Here is a 16539-nt window from a genome sequence, read left to right as displayed (position 1 = left end):
TAAAAGGTTTCAATTTCCCCGGACCACTCGATGCGGGAGGCGATGTGACAGGAACGACGGCTCCGCTCGTCCAGGTCTCCCATGTCGCGAAGGCCTTCGGGGGCGTTCGTGCCCTGCGCGATGCCTCGGTGGAGCTGTACGCCGGCGAGATCCACGCTCTGCTGGGCGAGAACGGCGCGGGCAAGTCCACCCTGCTGAAGGCCCTGGCCGGGGTCCACCGCACCGACGCGGGCGAGATCCGGATCGCCGGGGACGTCTTCGAGCAGGGCAGCACCCGGCGCTCGCTCGAGCAGGGCGTCGCGGTGATCTACCAGGAGCCCAGCCTCTTCCCAGACCTCACGATCGCGGAGAACGTCTTCATCGGCCGCCAGCCGACCGCCCGCATGGGTGCCGTGGACTGGGACGCGATGCGCGACCAGGCGGCCGCTCTTTTCCGGCAACTCCGGGTGGACCTCGATCCCGAGCGCCGGGCGCAGGGCCTGTCCATCGCCGACCAGCAGATCGTCGAGATCGCGAAGGCGCTGTCCACCGACGCCCGCGTCATCGTCATGGACGAGCCCACCGCGGCGCTGTCGGCGGCCGAGGCCGACCGGCTGCTGGACGTCGCCCGGCGCCTTCGGGACGGGGGCGCCGCCGTCGTCTTCGTCAGCCACCGCCTCGACGAGGTCTTCCTCCTGTGCGACCGGCTGACGGTCATGCGCGACGGTTCGACCGTCACCTCCTGCCGGGTCGCGGACACCAGCCCGGGCGAGGTCGTCCGATGGATGGTGGGCCGCGAGCTGACCGAACTGTTCCCCAAGCTGGACACGAGGCCGGGCGACGTGGTGCTGCGGGTACGGAACCTCACGGCATACGGGGTCTTCGACGATGTCAGCTTCGACGTGCGGGCCGGGGAGATCGTCGCTTTCGCCGGCCTCGTCGGCTCGGGCCGCAGCGAGGTCGTCCGGGCGGTGTTCGGGATCGACCGCTACGACGCGGGCAGCGTGGAAGTGCTCGGAACGCCGCTGCCGCCGCGCGACCCGCGCGCGGCACTCGCCCGCGGGGTCGCCCTGGTACCCGAGGACCGGCGCCAGCAGGGCCTGTTCATGCCCGCGTCGATCGCCAGGAACACGGCCATGGTCGTCCTGGCCCGGCTGGCCCGGCGCGGAATCGTCCGGGAGCGGTCGGAGACGGAGCTGGCCGCCGAATGGGCGGAGCGCCTGGACCTGCGGCACGGCGGGCTCGACAAACCGGTCGAGCGACTGTCGGGCGGCAACCAGCAGAAGGTCGTGCTCGCCAAGTGGCTCGCCACGGGCCCCCGCCTCCTCGTCGTCGACGAACCGACCCGGGGCATCGACGTCGGCACGAAGGCCGAGGTCCACCGGTTGCTCTCGGAGCAGGCGTCGCAGGGACTCGCCGTCCTCATGATTTCCAGTGAGCTGCCGGAGGTACTCGGCATGGCCGACCGCGTGCTCGTGATGCGGGAAGGCCGTCTGATGGCCACGCTCACACGCGCGGAGGCGACCCAGGAACGGGTCATGCTCGCTGCGACCGGTCAGGAATCGGCGGCATGACGACGACGCTCCCGGACACCGCAGGTCCCCCCGGCGCGGCCGGGGCATCACGCCGGCCCGGTCGCCTGCGCGCCGTCCTCGGCAGCCGCGAGGCGCCGGTGGCGGGGGCCCTCATCCTCGTGCTGGTGGCCACGACCCTGGTCAATCCCCGATTCCTGGCCCCCCAGGGCCGGTTCGACCTGATGGTTGCGATCGCGATCACCGGCCTGATGGCGGTCGGTCAGACCTTCGTGCTCGTGATGCGGCACGTCGACCTCTCGGTCGGCTCCGTGCTGGGCCTCGCCGCGTTCGTCTCGGGATCGGTGGTGGAGGGGAACACCGACGGCTCGCTCGCCGTCGTCCTGCTCACCGGGCTGGCGGTCGGCGTCGCGGCCGGGCTCGTCAACGGCCTGCTCGTGGCGGCGCTGCGGCTGCCCGCGCTGGTCGTCACCCTCGGCACGCTGTACGTCTACCAGGGGATCCAGGCCCTGCTCACCGGGGGCACGCGGATCAACGCGGACGAGTTGCCCACGGACGTCGTCCGGTTCGGCGTCACGGGGTTCCTCGGGGTCCCCTGGCTCATGTGGGTCTGCCTGTCGGCCGCGGTCGCCGGAGGCTGGTTCATGCGTACCCGGCACGCCGGGCGTGACCTCTACGCCTGCGGCAGCAACCCGCCCGCCGCGCTGTTGGTCGGCATCCCCGTCGCTCGTCGCACGTTGCTCGCATATGCGGTGAGCGGTGCCTGCGCCGGGCTGGCGGGCGTGCTCTTCCTGGCCCGTTTCGGCGGCGTCGACGCCAACGCCGGCATCGGATACGAGCTGCCGGTGGTCGCGGCCTGCGTGGTCGGCGGTGTCAACATCTTCGGCGGCTCGGGCACGGTGCTCGGCGCGCTGCTCGGCGCGATGCTGCTGAAGACGATGGGCGTATCGCTGAGCGCCCTGTCCGTGCCCGAGTTCTGGCAGCAGGCCATCAACGGCCTCCTGCTCATCGTGGCGATCACCGCCGATCGGCTCGTCCACCTGCGACGGGAGCGCGCGGCACGGGTGGCCGCCGCACGCCTGCGGTCGTCCCTCGCCCCGGGTTCCCCGGAGGCCGGCGCCACCGCCCCGGGACGGGCCTCGGCCGTCACCGGCGCCGGGTCGACCGGGCGACCCGCTGACGAACCCACCCGGGAGGCGCTCCGATGAGCCGCTACGTCACCTGGGACCGGGCCGTCTTCGGCCTCCTCGTGCTCACCGTCGGCGTGGGCGCCCTGATCAACCCGGACTTCGCCAACGGCTCGAACCTCGGATTCGTGCTGCAGGACATCGGCGAGATCATGCTGCTGGCGTTCCCCATGACCTTACTCATCATCACCGGCGAGATCGATCTGTCGGTGGCCTCGACGGCGGCGCTGTCGGGCTGCGTCCTCGGCATCGCGTGGCAGGCCACCGGATCGATGCCGGTCGCCGCCGTGGCCGCCGTGGCGACCGGCGTCGCCTGCGGCGCCGTCAACGGCTTCCTGGTGACCAAGCTGGGACTGGGCTCGCTCGCCGTCACGATCGGCACGCTCGGCCTGTACCGCGGGCTGTGCTACGCGCTCCTGGGTGACACATCGGTCGCCGACTTTCCGGTCGGCTGGACGAACCTCGGCTTCTCCACGATCCCCGGCACGCCGCTTCCCTACGTCACTCCGCTCCTGGTGGTGCTGGCCATCGCGTTCGGCGTCGTCCTGCACCTCACCCGGGTCGGACGGTGGGTGTTCGCGACGGGGCAGAGCCCCGAGGCCGCGCGCTTCGCGGGGATCCCGGTCCCGCCGCTCAAGTTCTGGCTGTTCGTCGCCAGTGGTGCGGTCGCCGGGCTGGCCGGAATCGTCTACGACCTGCGCTTCGCCAGCGCCCGGCCCGACGGCGCCATCGGCTTCGAGCTCGCCGTCATCGCGGCCGTGCTCTTCGGCGGGGTGTCCATCTTCGGTGGCGTCGGCACGATCTGGGGTGTCGCCAGCGCCGTCCTGTTCCTCGGAGCCGTGCGGTCGCTGCTGCAGCTGCAGGACGTGCCGCCCAACGGTCTGACCATCATCACCGGCGGCCTGCTGCTCGCGTCGGTCGTCGTGCCCGTCGTCGCCACCCGCTGGCAGGCCCTGCGAGAACGGCGAGCAAGAGCGGCGGAAGCGGCCCAGGCCGTGCCCGCCGCGCCCTGACACCACAAGCGCACCACGCCCGGCCGGCGATTCGGCCACTGTCACCAATCCGTCGCCATGCAAGGAGAAGTCATGCGTCCTACCCGTCTTGGCATGCTGGCGGCCACCGCCGTGCTGGCCACCTTCCTGGCCGCCTGCGGCGGCGATTCGAACGACAGTCCCGGGAGCTCGTCCAGCTCGGCTGCCTCCGAGGGCGGCGTCAAGTCCGACCTGAAGATCGCCATTCTCCCCAAGGCCATCAACATCCCGTACTTCGACGCCGCCTTCGCCGGCGCGGAGAAGGCCTGTGCCGAGATCAAGGCCACCTGCGAACAGGTCGGTCCGACCCAGGCGACCGGTGCCGCTCAGGTCCAGTTCATCAACAACGTGATCCAGAAGCGGTACGACGCACTGGTGATCTCTGCGGCTGACGCCAACTCCGTCGTCCCGGCGCTCAAGCGGGCCCAGTCCGCCGGTGTCGCCGTCGTCACGTACGACGCCGACGTCGCCGACACGAGCGCCCGGACCGTCATGATCACGCCGACCACGCCGGACCAGATCGGCAAGGCCCAGGTCAAGTGGGTCTCGGACGCTATCGGCTCTGCCGGCGGCGAGGTCGCGATCCTGTCGGCGGCAGCCACGGCGGAGAACCAGAACGCCTGGATCGGTTTCATGAAGGAGGAGCTGCCGAACTACCCGCAGCTCAAGCTCGTGGACACCGTCTACGGCGACGACGACGCCGCCAAGTCCGCGGAGAAGGCCGCCGCGCTCCTCCAGGCGCATCCCAACCTGAAGGGGATCATCTCCCCCACCACCGTCGGCGTGGCGGCGGCCGCCAAGTACATCAGCGGCTCGCAGTACAAGGGCAAGGTGCAGGTGACCGGTCTCGGCCTGCCGAGCGAGATGAAGGCCTACGTCAAGGACGGCACGGTGAAGTCGTTCGGGTTGTGGGACCCGTCGATGCTCGGTTACCTGGGCGTCTACGCGGCCGCCACGAAGGCCAGCGGCGGGGACCCTGCCAAGGGAGTCACCGCGGGCGGGAACAGCTACACCGCGGACAGCGACGGTGTCATCATCGTCGGCCCGCCGCAGGAGTTCACCCCCACCAACATCGACCAGTTCAACTTCTGATCCTGATCTGACCACGCCGCGGCAGGGTCGCCACACCAGGCGGCCCTGCCGCACCTCCCGGCCGATGCTTGCCTGCGAGGGGAAGGACCAACCGCATGCCCCGCTACTGCTTCCTCCTCCAGGTGCGCCCGGACCGGATCGACGAGTACGTCGAGCGGCACCGGGCCGTGTGGCCGGACATGCTGCGCGCGCTACAGAAGACGGGCTGGCACAACTACTCCCTCTTCCTGCGCCCGGACGGCCTCCTCGTCGGATACGTGGAGAGCCCGGACCTCGACGCCGCGCAGGCGGCCATGGAGGCGACCGACGTCAACCGCCGGTGGCAGGCCGAGATGGCGGAGTTCTTCGTCGGACTGGACGGCCGCAGGCCCGACGAGGGCTTCCTGCTGCTGCGGGAGGTCTTCAACCTCGAGGACCAACTGCGCGACAACGGACCGGGCACCGCCGGGCTGGTCGACGACGCATGAACGAGACGGAGCCCCCGACCTATGAATGACCTGCAGCCAGTCAAGACGACCCTGGCCGCGCAATCCATCGAGCTGCCGTCGTGGGCGTTCGGCAATTCCGGCACGCGGTTCAAGGTCTTCGCCCAGACCGGAGTGCCGCGAGATCCATTCGAGAAGCTTGCGGACGCCGCGCAGGTGCACGCGTACACGGGGATCGCGCCCAAGGTGTCGCTGCACATCCCGTGGGACAAGGTCGAGGACTACGCCGAGCTGGCGCGCCACGCCGCCGATCTCGGTGTCCGGATCGGCGCGATCAACTCCAACGTCTTCCAAGACGACGACTACATGCTCGGCTCGGTGACCCATCCCGATCCGCGAGTCCGCCGCAAGGCGACCGACCATCTGCTGGAATGCGTCGACATCATGGACGTGACCCGGTCGCGCGAGCTCAAGCTCTGGTTCAGCGACGGCACGAACTACCCGGGGCAGGACGACATCCGGGCCCGCCAGGACCGCCTCGCCGAGGCGCTGGCCGTGGTCTATGAGCGGCTCGACGAACGGCAGCGGATCCTGCTGGAGTACAAGCTGTTCGAGCCGGCCTTCTACACGATGGACGTGCCGGACTGGGGGACGGCATACGCCCACTGCATCGCGCTGGGCCCCAAGGCGACCGTCGTCGTCGACACCGGTCACCACGCGCCAGGCACCAACATCGAGTTCATCGTCGCCCTGCTGCTGCGCGCCGGGAAGCTCGGCGGGTTCGACCTCAACTCCCGCTTCTACGCCGACGACGACCTCATGGCCGGCTCGGCCGATCCGTTCCAGCTCTTCCGGATCATGAACGAGGTGGTAGGGGCCGGTGCCATGCTGCCGCCGGCGCCGGGCGAACCCACCCGGACCACGGACGCCACCGGCCTGGGTGTGTCGTTCATGCTCGACCAGTGCCACAACATCGAGCCGAAGATCCCGGGCCAGATCCGCTCCGTGATGAACGTTCAGGAGGCCACCGCCAAGGCGCTACTGGTCGACCGGGACGCATTGCGCGCGGCACAGGATGCCGGCGACGTCCTCGGGGCGAACGCCGTCGTGATGGATGCCTACAACACCGACGTCCGGCCCCTGTTGCGCGAGGTCCGTGCCGACGCCGGGCTCGATCCCGACCCCCTCGCCGCCTACCGTGCCTCCGGGTACGCCGAGCGAGTCGTCGGCGAGCGCGTCGGCGGCGCGCAGGCCGGTTGGGGGGCGTGATGACCGGCACCGTGTCCGACGCCATGCCCAACCCGGTCGCCGACCTCATCGCCCGCTCTCACCGGCTGGGAGCCGATCCGAGGAACACCAACTACGCCGGTGGCAACACCTCGGCGAAGGGCACCATGACCGACCCGGTGACGCGGGCTCCCATCGAACTCGTGTGGGTCAAGGGATCCGGTGGGGATCTCGGGACGCTGTCCGAGTCCGGCCTCGCGGCCCTGCGCCTGGATCGCCTGCGCGCGCTGACCGCTGTCTACCCCGGCGTCGAACGGGAGGACGAGATGGTCGCGGCGTTCGACTACTGCCAGCACGGCAAGGGCGGCGCCGCGCCGAGCATCGACACCGCGATGCACGGCCTCGTCGAGGCGCCACACGTCGACCACTTGCACCCCGACTCCGGCATCGCCCTGGCCACCGCTGCCGACGGCGAGGCGCTGACGAAGGAGTGCTTCGGCGAACGGGTCGTATGGGTGCCCTGGCGGCGGCCGGGGTTCCAGCTCGGCCTCGACATCGCGGCAATCGCGGCCGCCAACCCGCAGGCCGTCGGCTGCATACTCGGCGGCCACGGGATCACGGCCTGGGGCGCGACGAGCGAGGACTGTGAGGCGAACAGCCTGTGGATCATTCGCACCGCGGAGGCGTTCCTGGCCGAGCGGGGGGCGGCCGAGCCGCTCGGGCCCGTCGTGCCGGGATTTGAGGCGCTGGCGGCCGACGCGCGGCGGGAGCGGGCCGCGGCGCTGGCGCCGGTGATCCGCGGGCTGGCGTCGACCGACGCGCCGATGGTGGGGCACTTCACCGACTCGTACGCCGTCCTCGACTTCTGTGCCCGCGCCAAGTTGCAGCCGCTCGCCGCGCTGGGCACCTCGTGCCCGGACCACTTCCTGCGCACCAAGGTGCGCCCGATGGTGCTCGACCTGCCCGCGACGGCGCCATTGGACGATGCGATCGCCCGGCTGAAGGAGCTGCACGCGGCGTACCGCGCGGAGTACACCGACTACTACGCTCGTCACGCCACGCCGGAGTCGCCGGCGATGCGCGGCGCGGACCCGGCGATCGTGCTCGTCCCTGGGGTCGGCATGTTCTCGTTCGGGGCGAACGCCCAGACCGCCCGCGTCGCGGGCGAGTTCTACGTGAACGCCATCAACGTGATGCGCGGCGCCGAGGCCGTCTCGACGTACGAACCCATCGCGGAGAGCGAGAAGTTCCGGATCGAGTACTGGGCCTTGGAAGAGGCCAAGCTCGCGCGCCTGCCGCTGCCCAGGCCGCTGGCGACCCGGGTCGCCCTGATCACCGGTGCAGGCTCGGGGATCGGGCGTGCCATTGCCCACCGCCTCGCCGCCGAGGGCGCGTGCGTCGTCGTAGCCGACGTGGACGCGGCCGCTGCGCAGACCGTCGCCGACGAGATCACGGTGGTGGCCAAAGCACTGCGGCCGGACGACGTCGCCGTGGCCGTCGCGGCCGACGTCACCGACCCGGCGCAGGTCGCCGCCGCCTTCGCGGCCGCGTGCCTCGCCTTCGGCGGAGTCGACCTCGTCGTCAACAACGCCGGCCTGTCGATCAGCAAGCCCCTGCTGGAGACCACCGAGCGGGACTGGGACCTCCAGCATGACGTCATGGCGAAGGGCTCGTTCCTGGTCAGCCGGGAAGCCGCCCGAGTCATGACCCAGCAGGGTCTCGGCGGGGACATCGTGTACATCTCGAGCAAGAACGCCGTGTTCGCCGGGCCCAACAACGTCGCCTACGGCGCCGCGAAGGCCGACCAGGCGCACCAGGTCCGCCTGCTCGCCGCCGAACTGGGCCAGCACGGGATCCGCGTCAACGGGGTCAACCCGGACGGCGTCGTGCGCGGTTCGGGCATCTTCGCGAAGGGCTGGGGCGCACAGCGTGCCGCGGTATACGGCGTCCCGGAATCCGAGCTGGGCGCGTACTACGCGCAACGCACCCTGCTCAAGCGGGAGGTGCTGCCCGAGCATGTGGCGGCCGCTGTCTTCGCCCTCACCGGTGGCGACCTCACCCACACCACCGGTCTGCACGTCCCGGTGGACGCCGGTGTCGCCGCGGCGTTCCTGCGCTGAGTCGGCCGGTGACTTCCCTGGGTCACGTCACCGTCGCGGCAGTCGACCTCGGCGCCTCCAGCGGCCGGGTCACGCTGGTGAGGGTCGGCCGCGAAAGGCTCGACGTGGTGGAGGTGCACCGCTTCGCGAACGAGGCGGTGCAGCTGCCGTCCGGATTGCACTGGGACGCGCTCGGCCTCTTTCGCGAGATCCTGCACGGGCTGCGTGCCGCCCGGGGTGCGCTGGCGCCGGGCGAGCGGGTGGCGAGCATCGGGATCGATTCTTGGGCAGTGGATTACGGCCTGCTCGACGCGGGCGGCGCGTTGCTCGGTCAGGTCTTCTGCTACCGCGACAGCCGGGGCGCCCTGGGCGCCGAGGCGGTCCACGCCCGAATCGGACCGGACGAGCTCTTCGCCGCGAACGGACTGCAGTTCCTGCCGTTCACCACCGTCTACCAGCTCGCGACCGAGCCGGCGGCCAGGATGGCCGCGGCCGCGTCGGTCCTGCTGCTGCCCGACCTACTCGCGTACTGGCTGACGGGGCAGCAGCGGGCGGAGGTCACCAACGCCTCGACGACCGGCCTGCTCGACGTCCGGACCCGCCGCTGGCACGACGCACTCGCGGACGCGTGCGGGGTCCCGTCGACGCTGCTGCCGCCACTCGTCGAGCCTGGCGAGACGATCGGCACGCTGCTGCCGGCCGTCGCCGACGCGACCGGCCTCCCGGCGCAGACCCGTGTGCTCGCCGTAGGTTCGCACGACACGGCGTCCGCCGTCGCCGCCGTACCGGCCGAACGGCCGGACTTCGGCTACATCTCGTCTGGCACCTGGTCACTCGTCGGCCTCGAGCTCGGCAGTCCGGTCCTGATTCCGGACGCGCAGGCGGCGAACTTCACGAACGAGTCAGGCGTCGACGGGCGGATCCGATTCCTGCGCAACGTGATGGGACTGTGGCTGCTGAGCGAGTCGCTGCGCACCTGGGAGCGGGAAGGCACTCCGGAGGATCTGGAGCGCCTGCTGGCCGGTGCGGCCGAGGTGTCCCCCGGCGGACCCCTGATCGACCCCGACGACGCCCGCTTGCTGCCGCCGGGCGACATGCCGTCCCGGATCGAGATGCTCTGCCGCGAGGCCGGGCTGCCCTCGCCGACCGGGCGGGCCGAGCTCGCGAGGTGCGTCCTGGACAGCCTGGCGAGCTCCTACGCCCGCGCTGTGCGGGATGCGGAGCGATTGAGTGGCAGGGCCGTCGGCGTCGTCCACGTCGTCGGCGGAGGTTCCCGCAACGACCTCCTGTGCCGGCTCACGGCGACTGCGACCGGCCGGCCGGTGCTGGCCGGGCCGGTGGAGGCGACGACGCTGGGGAACGCTCTCGTGCAGGCGCGCGCGCTCGGCGCTCTCGACGGGGACCTCGAGCAGCTTCGGCACCTCGTCGCCCGCACGCATCGGATCGAGCGGTACGACCCCTGACCCACCCCTGACCCCGCCACGAAAGGTGGGGGTAAAGTGTGGCGGCGATCTTGCGGCGTGGGATCATAACCCCGCTGACCTGCACCGTTGCGGTGCGGGTGCGGCCGGTGGGAAAGCGGCAGGTCAGGCTGCTGGAACGCCGCCGCCGCGCCGAGGCCGCCCTGACCTCGGTGGTGGCGACCTCGTACCTGCTCGGGTCTCGACCCGGCGGATGGAGAAGCTGGTCGAGTCCCTTGGGATCACCCGGCTGTCGAAGTCGCAGGTCTCGCGGATGGTGGCCGACCTGGACGCGCAGGTCGAGGCGTTCCGCACCCGCCCGCTGGACGCCGGGCCGTACACGTTCGTCGCCGCGGATGCGCGGGTGTTGAAGGTCCGCGAGGGCGGGCGGTGAACGTGCACACCCTGGTCGCGACGGGGTGAACGCCGACGGGCACCGCGAGGTCCTCCTGCCCGCCCGAGATGTCGACGGGTCATGATTGCTTGGCACGATCTGAACAGGCTCACGGTCCGGTTCAGGCTGCCCGCGGACCCTTGCGAACGGAGACATGCGCGTGGAGGACGCCTTTGAGGGCGCGGCACGGCCGCCGCTGGTGCCGGATACTGCCGAGCGTGTCACCTGGCAGGACACGCCGGAGGCCGACGAGAACTACCGCGTCATCCGAACGCTGCTGGCGGCGGGGGTCGACCCAGCGCGAATCCAGATGTACGACGAGCCGGAGCGATGCGGCTCCTATTGGGCCGTGGACCTGGGCGAGGGGTGCACCGCTGTACTCACTGACGACACCGAGGAGCAGGTGGGCTGGTTGGAGGGGCCGTGGCCGTTCAAGGCTGTGTTCCTGCGCCCCGACGGCGTCCGGGAGGAGATCGACCTCGACCTCCAGGTGGTGCTGGCCCAGGTCGTGGTCTGGTACCGCGAGGCCGGAGCGCGGTGTTGACCCTATTCGTGGTCGCGGCGGGCTCGAGGATCTGATGTTCGATCAGATCGATCGATGGCAGGGCCACGGTTCGATCGGTCTGAACGGTCCTGGGTTTCCCGGAGTCGCGGAGTTGGCTGCGGCAACTGGGCGTCCGTCGGGGTTAAGGTCCTGTGCGCTGCGGGGGCGGCCCGTCCTGGTCGAGGGTGTCGGTGTTGCGTGGCAGGGCGAGGCCGCGGATGCGGACGCGTCGTGCTGCGTGGTTCACGCCGAGGGCGATCCGTGGGTCGGGTAGCTGGATCGGTGGGACGGGGTCAGGGGGCCACTCGTCGTCGTGGGGATGGCGGGTCTCGAGGTGTGCTGCCTCGATCGCGTCCCGCAGCGTGGTGAGGTCGAGCAGTTCCGGGCCGCCGAAGACTCCGTATCGCAGCGCCGTCACGAGCGCGCCGGTGAAGTCGTCCGACGGGGTCCGGAAGCTCGATTGACCGGCGGCGAGCAGCGGGACCCAGCCGTCGGCGAACGCGACAGGTGCCGCCGCTGCGTGGTCGCAGTCGAGGACCAGGACCGGTCGCGTCACCGCACTCGAGGTCAGGATCGCGGCGATCTCCGCAAGCGGGACGCCGCCGCCGGCCGTGCCGAGCATGAGCGCGTCGCCGTCCAGGTCGGCGTGCCCGGCGTAGTAGAAGAGCAGGACGTCGGACGCGGCATCGGCCGCCCGGCGGACGGCGTCCAGGACTTGCGCGGCGTCCTGGTCGTCGGCCAGGACGTCGTCGGCCAGGACGCTCAGGTGCCGCTCGAGGAACACCGGCACCTGGGCCGGGCCTTCGTGGAACGGTTGCGCGGTGAGGGCTTCGGCCAGCCGGCCGGCGGCATGTCCGGGGGTGCGGATGCCGTGGTGGGCCGGTACTTCCATCCGGGCGCCGACGAGGATGGCGTGGGACTGCTCCAAGTCGGGAAGCAGCGGGTTCCGGCCGGCGCCGGCCGGAAGGTCGTCGTCCATCCGGCCAGTGTGGCCACCCGCGGGCCGAAGAGGAACGACTCGCTGCCGCCGCTCTATCTCCGGTGAGGATGCCCGGCATCGAAGGGCTGTCCGGCCGTCGACGAGCGGGCACCCGCCCGGCAGGCCGGCCATGAGCGGGGTGCCGCCCGACCTGTCGCGACTGCCGGTTTCGCGCCTTTAGAGTGGTGCGGCGGGGCGAGGCCGACCGACGTCGTCCATCCAGATCGGCGGGAGGGGCGCGGTATGGGATCTGACGGCGGCGATGGCCGGCGGTACACCGGCGACGAGCGCCTCGCGGCTGCGGTGTTGAGCGGGTTGGTGTGGGGCGGGGTGACCGCGATTCCCCTGGTCATCGTGCTGACGGTTCTGGACGCCTCCGATCCGATGATCGTCGTGATCTGGGCGTTGCTGCCAGGGGTCGTCGGCTATGCCGCGCCAGGCCTGGTGGCCCCCTTGGTGCGGCGACGGATCCCGGACTTCGGCCGCACAGTCGCACCGCCCGAGGAGCCGTGGCAGTCCTGGGCGCCTCGGTCGTCCTCGGGCGAGTCGTCTCCGGATGAGTCATCTCTGGATGAGTCGTCCCCGGACGACAGGTCCGGCGGCGGTGACCGGGTGGCCGCCGACGCCGGGGCCGGAGAGTCGACCCCGAAGCGGCGGGCGGCGCAGCCGGCGTGGGCCGACGACCCTTTCATCCGCCTTGTCGAGCGATGGCCGGCGCCCGATCCGGGTGCTGCGGTCGCGCGCTGGGGTGAGACGTGCGGTGTGGGGGTCGCTCCGGACGGGTCGTGGTTCGCCGCGACCGGCAGCAAGCAAGGGGTGGTGCGCGTCTGGGACATCGCCACCGGTGCGCTGCGGACGACCCTGACGGGTCATGCGCGGCGCACATACGACGCGGTGATCTCGCCGGACGGTCGAACGATGGCCACCGGTTCTTACGACCAGACGGTGCGGATCTGGGACGTCGGGTCGTGGCGGACGCTCACGGTCCTGAGTGGGCCCACCCGGGAGAACGTGGCCTTCTGGTCGCTCGCCTTCGCCCCGGACGGCTCGTGGCTCGCCACCGCCGACACCAGCGGCGTCATCGGGGTTTGGGACACGGCGACGTGGGAGCTGCTGACCCTGCTGACGGGCCACTGCGACGGTGTGCTGCGGGTCGCCGTCGCCCCGGACGGCAGTTGGCTCGCGGCCGGGGACAACGCGGGCACGCTGTGGATCTGGGACACCGAGACCTGGCAGGTACGCACGTCGTGGCAGGCTCACCCGCGGTACTGCTGGGCCCTCGCCGTCGCGCCGGACGGGGCCTGGCTCGCCACCGGTGGTGGTGGTGGTGGTGGTGGTGGTGACCATTTGGTTCACCTTTGGGACGCGGTCGACTGGCGGCCGAGGGTCACGTTTCGCGGACACCGGGCCGGTGTCGACGCGATGGCGATCGCCACCGACGGGCGATGGCTGGCCAGCGGCGACGACGACGGCGTCCGGCTGTTGGACCCGCGGACCGGTCGGGAACTCGCCGCCGCGCAGACGCCCGGCCGGGTGCAGGGCCTGGCCGGCCTCCCGGACGGCTCCGGACTCGTCGTCGGCACGAACCGCGGCATCCAGGTGCTCGACCTGCGACCAGAAGCCGTCTAGCGATGCAGGCACCGACCACGCGCGGGCCACTCCCCGCGGATGACGGCGAGCGCCCGATCATGGGTGGATGGACCGCCAGGAAGCCTTGAGAACCTGGGACCCGCGACCGCAGCACGGCCACCGGCGCCATCCCGGCCGCCAGTGCCACCCGCCGTCGCGGCCGCGTGGGTCGCGCTGCGGGCACCGGTCGCGGCCGGGTCGGCCGGGAGCGCGGAGGTCCCGTGCCCTACGGGTACGGTGCCGGAGGGCGCTGTGATGCCGGCGACCGGCGACACCTGTGAGTGGGTGCTCGCGTCGGCCGGCGACAGGGCCGAGCGGGTGCTCGTCGGCGGTTTCCTGGTGCTGATCTGGGGTCCGGTCGGGCTCGTCCTGGGGTGGGCCGCGGACGTTCCGGACGCCTGGACCGACCTGCTGCTCCTGTCACTGCTCGGAGCGCTGCTCGCCGGCTGGGCGTACGTCGGCTTCCTCGGGCTGCGTACGGTGGTGACCGGCGACCGCGGGCAGGTCGTCACCGCCGACCGGCACGGGGTCCGCAGCGAACGCCTCACGCACCGCGGCCGCCGCCGGACGGCCGAGGTGAGCTGGGACGACATCCGCGACGTCCACGTCACCGCCGCGTACCTCGGCATCGACGGCGGCCGCGGACCGGTCACGCTGAACTTCGGCCCCCACGAGTCCACGCACCGCGCGATCGCCGACCACATCCACCAGCGCATCACACCGCCGCAGGGCCGACGGCGGTTGCCGATCATCGACGGCTGGACGGCCTGGCTGGACGACCGCGGCCCCACCCTGAGCACGCGCCGAGAGAACCGCCGCAGGGGCGCGCGATGGGCCGGCGGCATTGCCGGCGTCCTGTGGGTCGACACGGCTGCCGCGGCAACCGACTTCGACGGCCTGTGGGGCCTCGTCGCCGTCCAGGGCGCGGCGGCCACGGGCCTGACCGCGATGGCCATCCGATACGCCCGCACCACACCCCGCTGGACCGCGATGCCCGGCGCGGTCGTACGCCTCGACAACCCAGGCGGCAAGGTCACGTTCCGGGCCAGCGCTCTGGAGCTGGTCACCGTCGAGACCGAGGACGGTGGCCCCCCCGGCGTGGCGCTGCTGGCAGTCGACGGCGCGAAACGCGTCCACGTGGTGTACGCGGCGGTCAACCGGCTGGCCGAGATCGGTCACTGGCTCGCGGACGCGGCGGAGATCCCGTTCCGCGACCTGCGCACGAACCAAACGGGCAACCGCCGCGGCTGAGGCCGGCGGTGGATGCCTCGACCGAGATCGCTTGCACAGCGACAAGTGCGCGGATGCGACCCTCGCAGAGAGACTTCGTCGCCACCCGGGCAGCCGGACCGGGGGGCAACGCCGGACACCGGCACCGCGCCTGGCTGTGCGGCGGCGACGCTGTGGTGACGGCCCCACTTGGTGTCGGCTCAGCCTGGGCGGCGTCCCCGGCCGGCCGGGCGCGGCTCCGGGTCGAACGGCAGGCCGGTGCGCTCCTGGAGCTCCGTGCCGAGCCTGATCAGTTCGGGAAGGTCGCCGACCCAGAGGCCTCGTTCCCCTGTCTCGTCGGCGTGCTCGACGCCGAGTTCCCAGTACGGGCCGCTGTCGCCGTCCTCCGGACCGCGAAGGATCATGAAGGCGGAGACCGGTGCCTCGTACGTCGACCCGATCAGCCGCCGCCAGCGGTGACGTACCCTGCCGCCGTCGATCACGAGCGTGTGCTGGGTGAACAGGAGGTTCACTCCCACGAGGAAGAACCCACCGAAGGCGATCGCGAAGCCGAGGAAGCCGGCCGTCCAGAACCCGTCGTCCGGTGCGAAGCCGAGCGCTATGCCGCACAGCAGCACCGCGGCGCCCACGACAAGCACGTACATCGCGCCGTAGAAGAACGCCTGACGGGTGTGCACCACAGCGCCGCCGGCCTCGTCCGTCGTCCACTTCACCTTGTTGGGCAGCGGCGTCGTCGTCGACACCTGATCAGGATATGACGTTCCAACCGATCCGTGACGTGCGACCGGCGCACATTCAGGGCCATTGCGAAGTCGTAGATGAGGTGATCTGAGCTGCGGGATGTCGTGCGACATGCCGCGGAAGGCCCCGGCCCTCCCAGCTACGCCACCTGTCGTCACCCTCCGCGAGGACATCGTCCAACACCACCTTGAACCGCCCCGGGGGGGGAGCAGAACGCCGGTTCGCCGACCGGTGCTGTGGCGTGCCCTGCCACGAAGGAACTGTTCGGCGTTCTTCAGGTCCTCGGCGTCCAGGTCCACCACCGGTGAGGACGGCGCCGGCTGGCTCGCCTTCTTCCGCGATCTGACCGCCCGGGGTCTGAGCGGTGTCCGGCTGGTCACCTCCGACGAGCATGCCGGGCTGGTCGCGGCGATCGGCGCCTGCGTGCCCGGAGCCTCGTGGCAGCGGTGCCCACGCACTACGCCGCGAACCTCATGTCCGCGACCCCGAAGGCCAGTTGGGCGTGGGCGAAGACGCTGCTGCACTCGGTCCGCGACCAACCTGACGCAGAGGCGGTGCATGCCCGGTTCGATCGGCTCATCGTGAATCGGATCGAGACGAACGCCGATGAGCGAAGCGCAGCCATGGGGGCAGACCAGCCTCGCACCCAGCGATCCATCTCCGCGACGGACGACCGGATGTCTGCCGAGATCCAGTCGTGCCGAACGGAATCACCGCGCATCAATTCTCAGCAAATTCGGCGTCAGCCGGCCCGACAGCACCCATTGGTCGAGACTGTTTGACCCGTGATGATGGCCCCCATCGCCTACGAGACCGCCCACACAGCTACGCTGCCAACAGCCGCGTAACTCAACCCCGTGTCCACGTTCCGGGGTCAAGGCCCGGTGGACGGCGTAAGTCATGACCCGGCGCACCGACGTCGACCGGCCCGGATGCCTGGCATCGGAATCGGCTCCAAAGCCATGCATAAACCATGCGCGTGATCTTGCG

The 16539-nt window shown here is 71.1% G+C and carries 13 protein-coding genes and 2 pseudogenes; 13 read left to right on the top strand and 2 right to left on the bottom strand.

Translation table 11 applies throughout. The features are described from left to right. Positions 1-44: 44 nt before the first annotated feature. The 10 genes and pseudogenes from AC08OU_RS00385 (at position 45) to AC08OU_RS00340 (ending at position 10970) form a co-directional block, all read left to right on the top strand. Positions 45-1553, top strand: coding sequence for a sugar ABC transporter ATP-binding protein (locus AC08OU_RS00385; RefSeq protein WP_476604048.1), 1509 nt, complete (start codon positions 45-47; stop codon positions 1551-1553). After that, positions 1550-2719 (top strand): ABC transporter permease, encoded by a 1170-nt coding sequence (locus tag AC08OU_RS00380; protein ID WP_476604047.1) that lies wholly within the window; start codon positions 1550-1552, stop codon positions 2717-2719. The genes AC08OU_RS00385 and AC08OU_RS00380 overlap by 4 nt, the downstream gene beginning before the upstream one ends. Beyond that, a complete protein-coding gene (locus AC08OU_RS00375) occupies positions 2716-3711 on the top strand; it encodes an ABC transporter permease (RefSeq protein ID WP_476604046.1) in 996 nt (331 codons plus the stop codon). The genes AC08OU_RS00380 and AC08OU_RS00375 overlap by 4 nt, the downstream gene beginning before the upstream one ends. Positions 3712-3783: 72 nt before the next feature. Continuing rightward, complete coding sequence (locus AC08OU_RS00370) at positions 3784-4821, top strand: substrate-binding domain-containing protein (RefSeq protein ID WP_476604045.1); 1038 nt, start codon at positions 3784-3786, stop codon at positions 4819-4821. 95 nt (positions 4822-4916) lie between these two features. Beyond that, positions 4917-5288, top strand: coding sequence for an L-rhamnose mutarotase (locus AC08OU_RS00365; RefSeq protein ID WP_476604044.1), 372 nt, complete (start codon positions 4917-4919; stop codon positions 5286-5288). A gap of 21 nt (positions 5289-5309) precedes the next feature. Then, the gene (rhaI, locus tag AC08OU_RS00360) at positions 5310-6515 is read left to right on the top strand and encodes an L-rhamnose isomerase (protein WP_476604043.1); all 1206 of its coding nucleotides are present in this window, start codon (positions 5310-5312) and stop codon (positions 6513-6515) included. Further along, positions 6515-8593, top strand: coding sequence for a bifunctional aldolase/short-chain dehydrogenase (locus AC08OU_RS00355; RefSeq protein WP_476604042.1), 2079 nt, complete (start codon positions 6515-6517; stop codon positions 8591-8593). The genes rhaI and AC08OU_RS00355 overlap by 1 nt, the downstream gene beginning before the upstream one ends. 8 nt (positions 8594-8601) lie before the next feature. Beyond that, positions 8602-10035, top strand: a complete 1434-nt coding sequence (locus AC08OU_RS00350; RefSeq protein WP_476604041.1) for a rhamnulokinase — start codon at positions 8602-8604, stop codon at positions 10033-10035. 128 nt (positions 10036-10163) lie between these two features. Beyond that, positions 10164-10481, top strand: a pseudogene (locus AC08OU_RS00345) (transposase); the annotation flags it as partial. Positions 10482-10586: 105 nt separating this feature from the next. Continuing rightward, positions 10587-10970 (top strand): hypothetical protein, encoded by a 384-nt coding sequence (locus AC08OU_RS00340; protein ID WP_476604040.1) that lies wholly within the window; start codon positions 10587-10589, stop codon positions 10968-10970. 142 nt (positions 10971-11112) lie between these two features. Here the strand turns inward: AC08OU_RS00340 and AC08OU_RS00335 are convergent, their stop codons facing one another. Next, the gene (locus AC08OU_RS00335; RefSeq protein WP_476604039.1) at positions 11113-11949 is read right to left on the bottom strand and encodes a hypothetical protein; all 837 of its coding nucleotides are present in this window, start codon (positions 11947-11949) and stop codon (positions 11113-11115) included. 243 nt (positions 11950-12192) lie between these two features. Between AC08OU_RS00335 and AC08OU_RS00330 the strand changes: the two genes are divergently transcribed. Both AC08OU_RS00330 and AC08OU_RS00325 read left to right on the top strand, forming a co-directional pair. Then, positions 12193-13578, top strand: coding sequence for a WD40 repeat domain-containing protein (locus AC08OU_RS00330; RefSeq protein WP_476604038.1), 1386 nt, complete (start codon positions 12193-12195; stop codon positions 13576-13578). A 255-nt stretch (positions 13579-13833) separates the two neighbouring features. Beyond that, the gene (locus AC08OU_RS00325) at positions 13834-14829 is read left to right on the top strand and encodes a hypothetical protein (RefSeq protein WP_476604037.1); all 996 of its coding nucleotides are present in this window, start codon (positions 13834-13836) and stop codon (positions 14827-14829) included. A gap of 179 nt (positions 14830-15008) precedes the next feature. Here the strand turns inward: AC08OU_RS00325 and AC08OU_RS00320 are convergent, their stop codons facing one another. Continuing rightward, entirely contained in the window at positions 15009-15551 is a 543-nt protein-coding gene (locus tag AC08OU_RS00320; protein ID WP_476604036.1) for a hypothetical protein, read from the bottom strand. Between the two features lie 289 nt (positions 15552-15840). Between AC08OU_RS00320 and AC08OU_RS00315 the strand changes: the two are divergent. Beyond that, positions 15841-16130, top strand: a pseudogene (locus AC08OU_RS00315) (transposase); the annotation flags it as partial. Positions 16131-16539 lie beyond the last annotated feature (409 nt).

The organism is Frankia sp. CcMO1 (assembly GCF_977945845.1).
The sequence above is the reverse complement of the archived record's forward strand: the minus strand, read 5'-3'. Positions and strand labels throughout refer to the sequence as shown.

Coding starts and splice junctions, on each gene's coding strand:
- AC08OU_RS00380 (WP_476604047.1), top strand. CDS start 1,550: ATGACGACGACGCTCCCGGACACCGCAGGTCCCCCCGGCGCGGCCGGG.
- AC08OU_RS00375 (WP_476604046.1), top strand. CDS start 2,716: ATGAGCCGCTACGTCACCTGGGACCGGGCCGTCTTCGGCCTCCTCGTG.
- AC08OU_RS00370 (WP_476604045.1), top strand. CDS start 3,784: ATGCGTCCTACCCGTCTTGGCATGCTGGCGGCCACCGCCGTGCTGGCC.
- AC08OU_RS00365 (WP_476604044.1), top strand. CDS start 4,917: ATGCCCCGCTACTGCTTCCTCCTCCAGGTGCGCCCGGACCGGATCGAC.
- rhaI (WP_476604043.1), top strand. CDS start 5,310: ATGAATGACCTGCAGCCAGTCAAGACGACCCTGGCCGCGCAATCCATC.
- AC08OU_RS00355 (WP_476604042.1), top strand. CDS start 6,515: ATGACCGGCACCGTGTCCGACGCCATGCCCAACCCGGTCGCCGACCTC.
- AC08OU_RS00335 (WP_476604039.1), bottom strand. CDS start 11,949: ATGGACGACGACCTTCCGGCCGGCGCCGGCCGGAACCCGCTGCTTCCC.
- AC08OU_RS00330 (WP_476604038.1), top strand. CDS start 12,193: ATGGGATCTGACGGCGGCGATGGCCGGCGGTACACCGGCGACGAGCGC.
- AC08OU_RS00325 (WP_476604037.1), top strand. CDS start 13,834: ATGCCGGCGACCGGCGACACCTGTGAGTGGGTGCTCGCGTCGGCCGGC.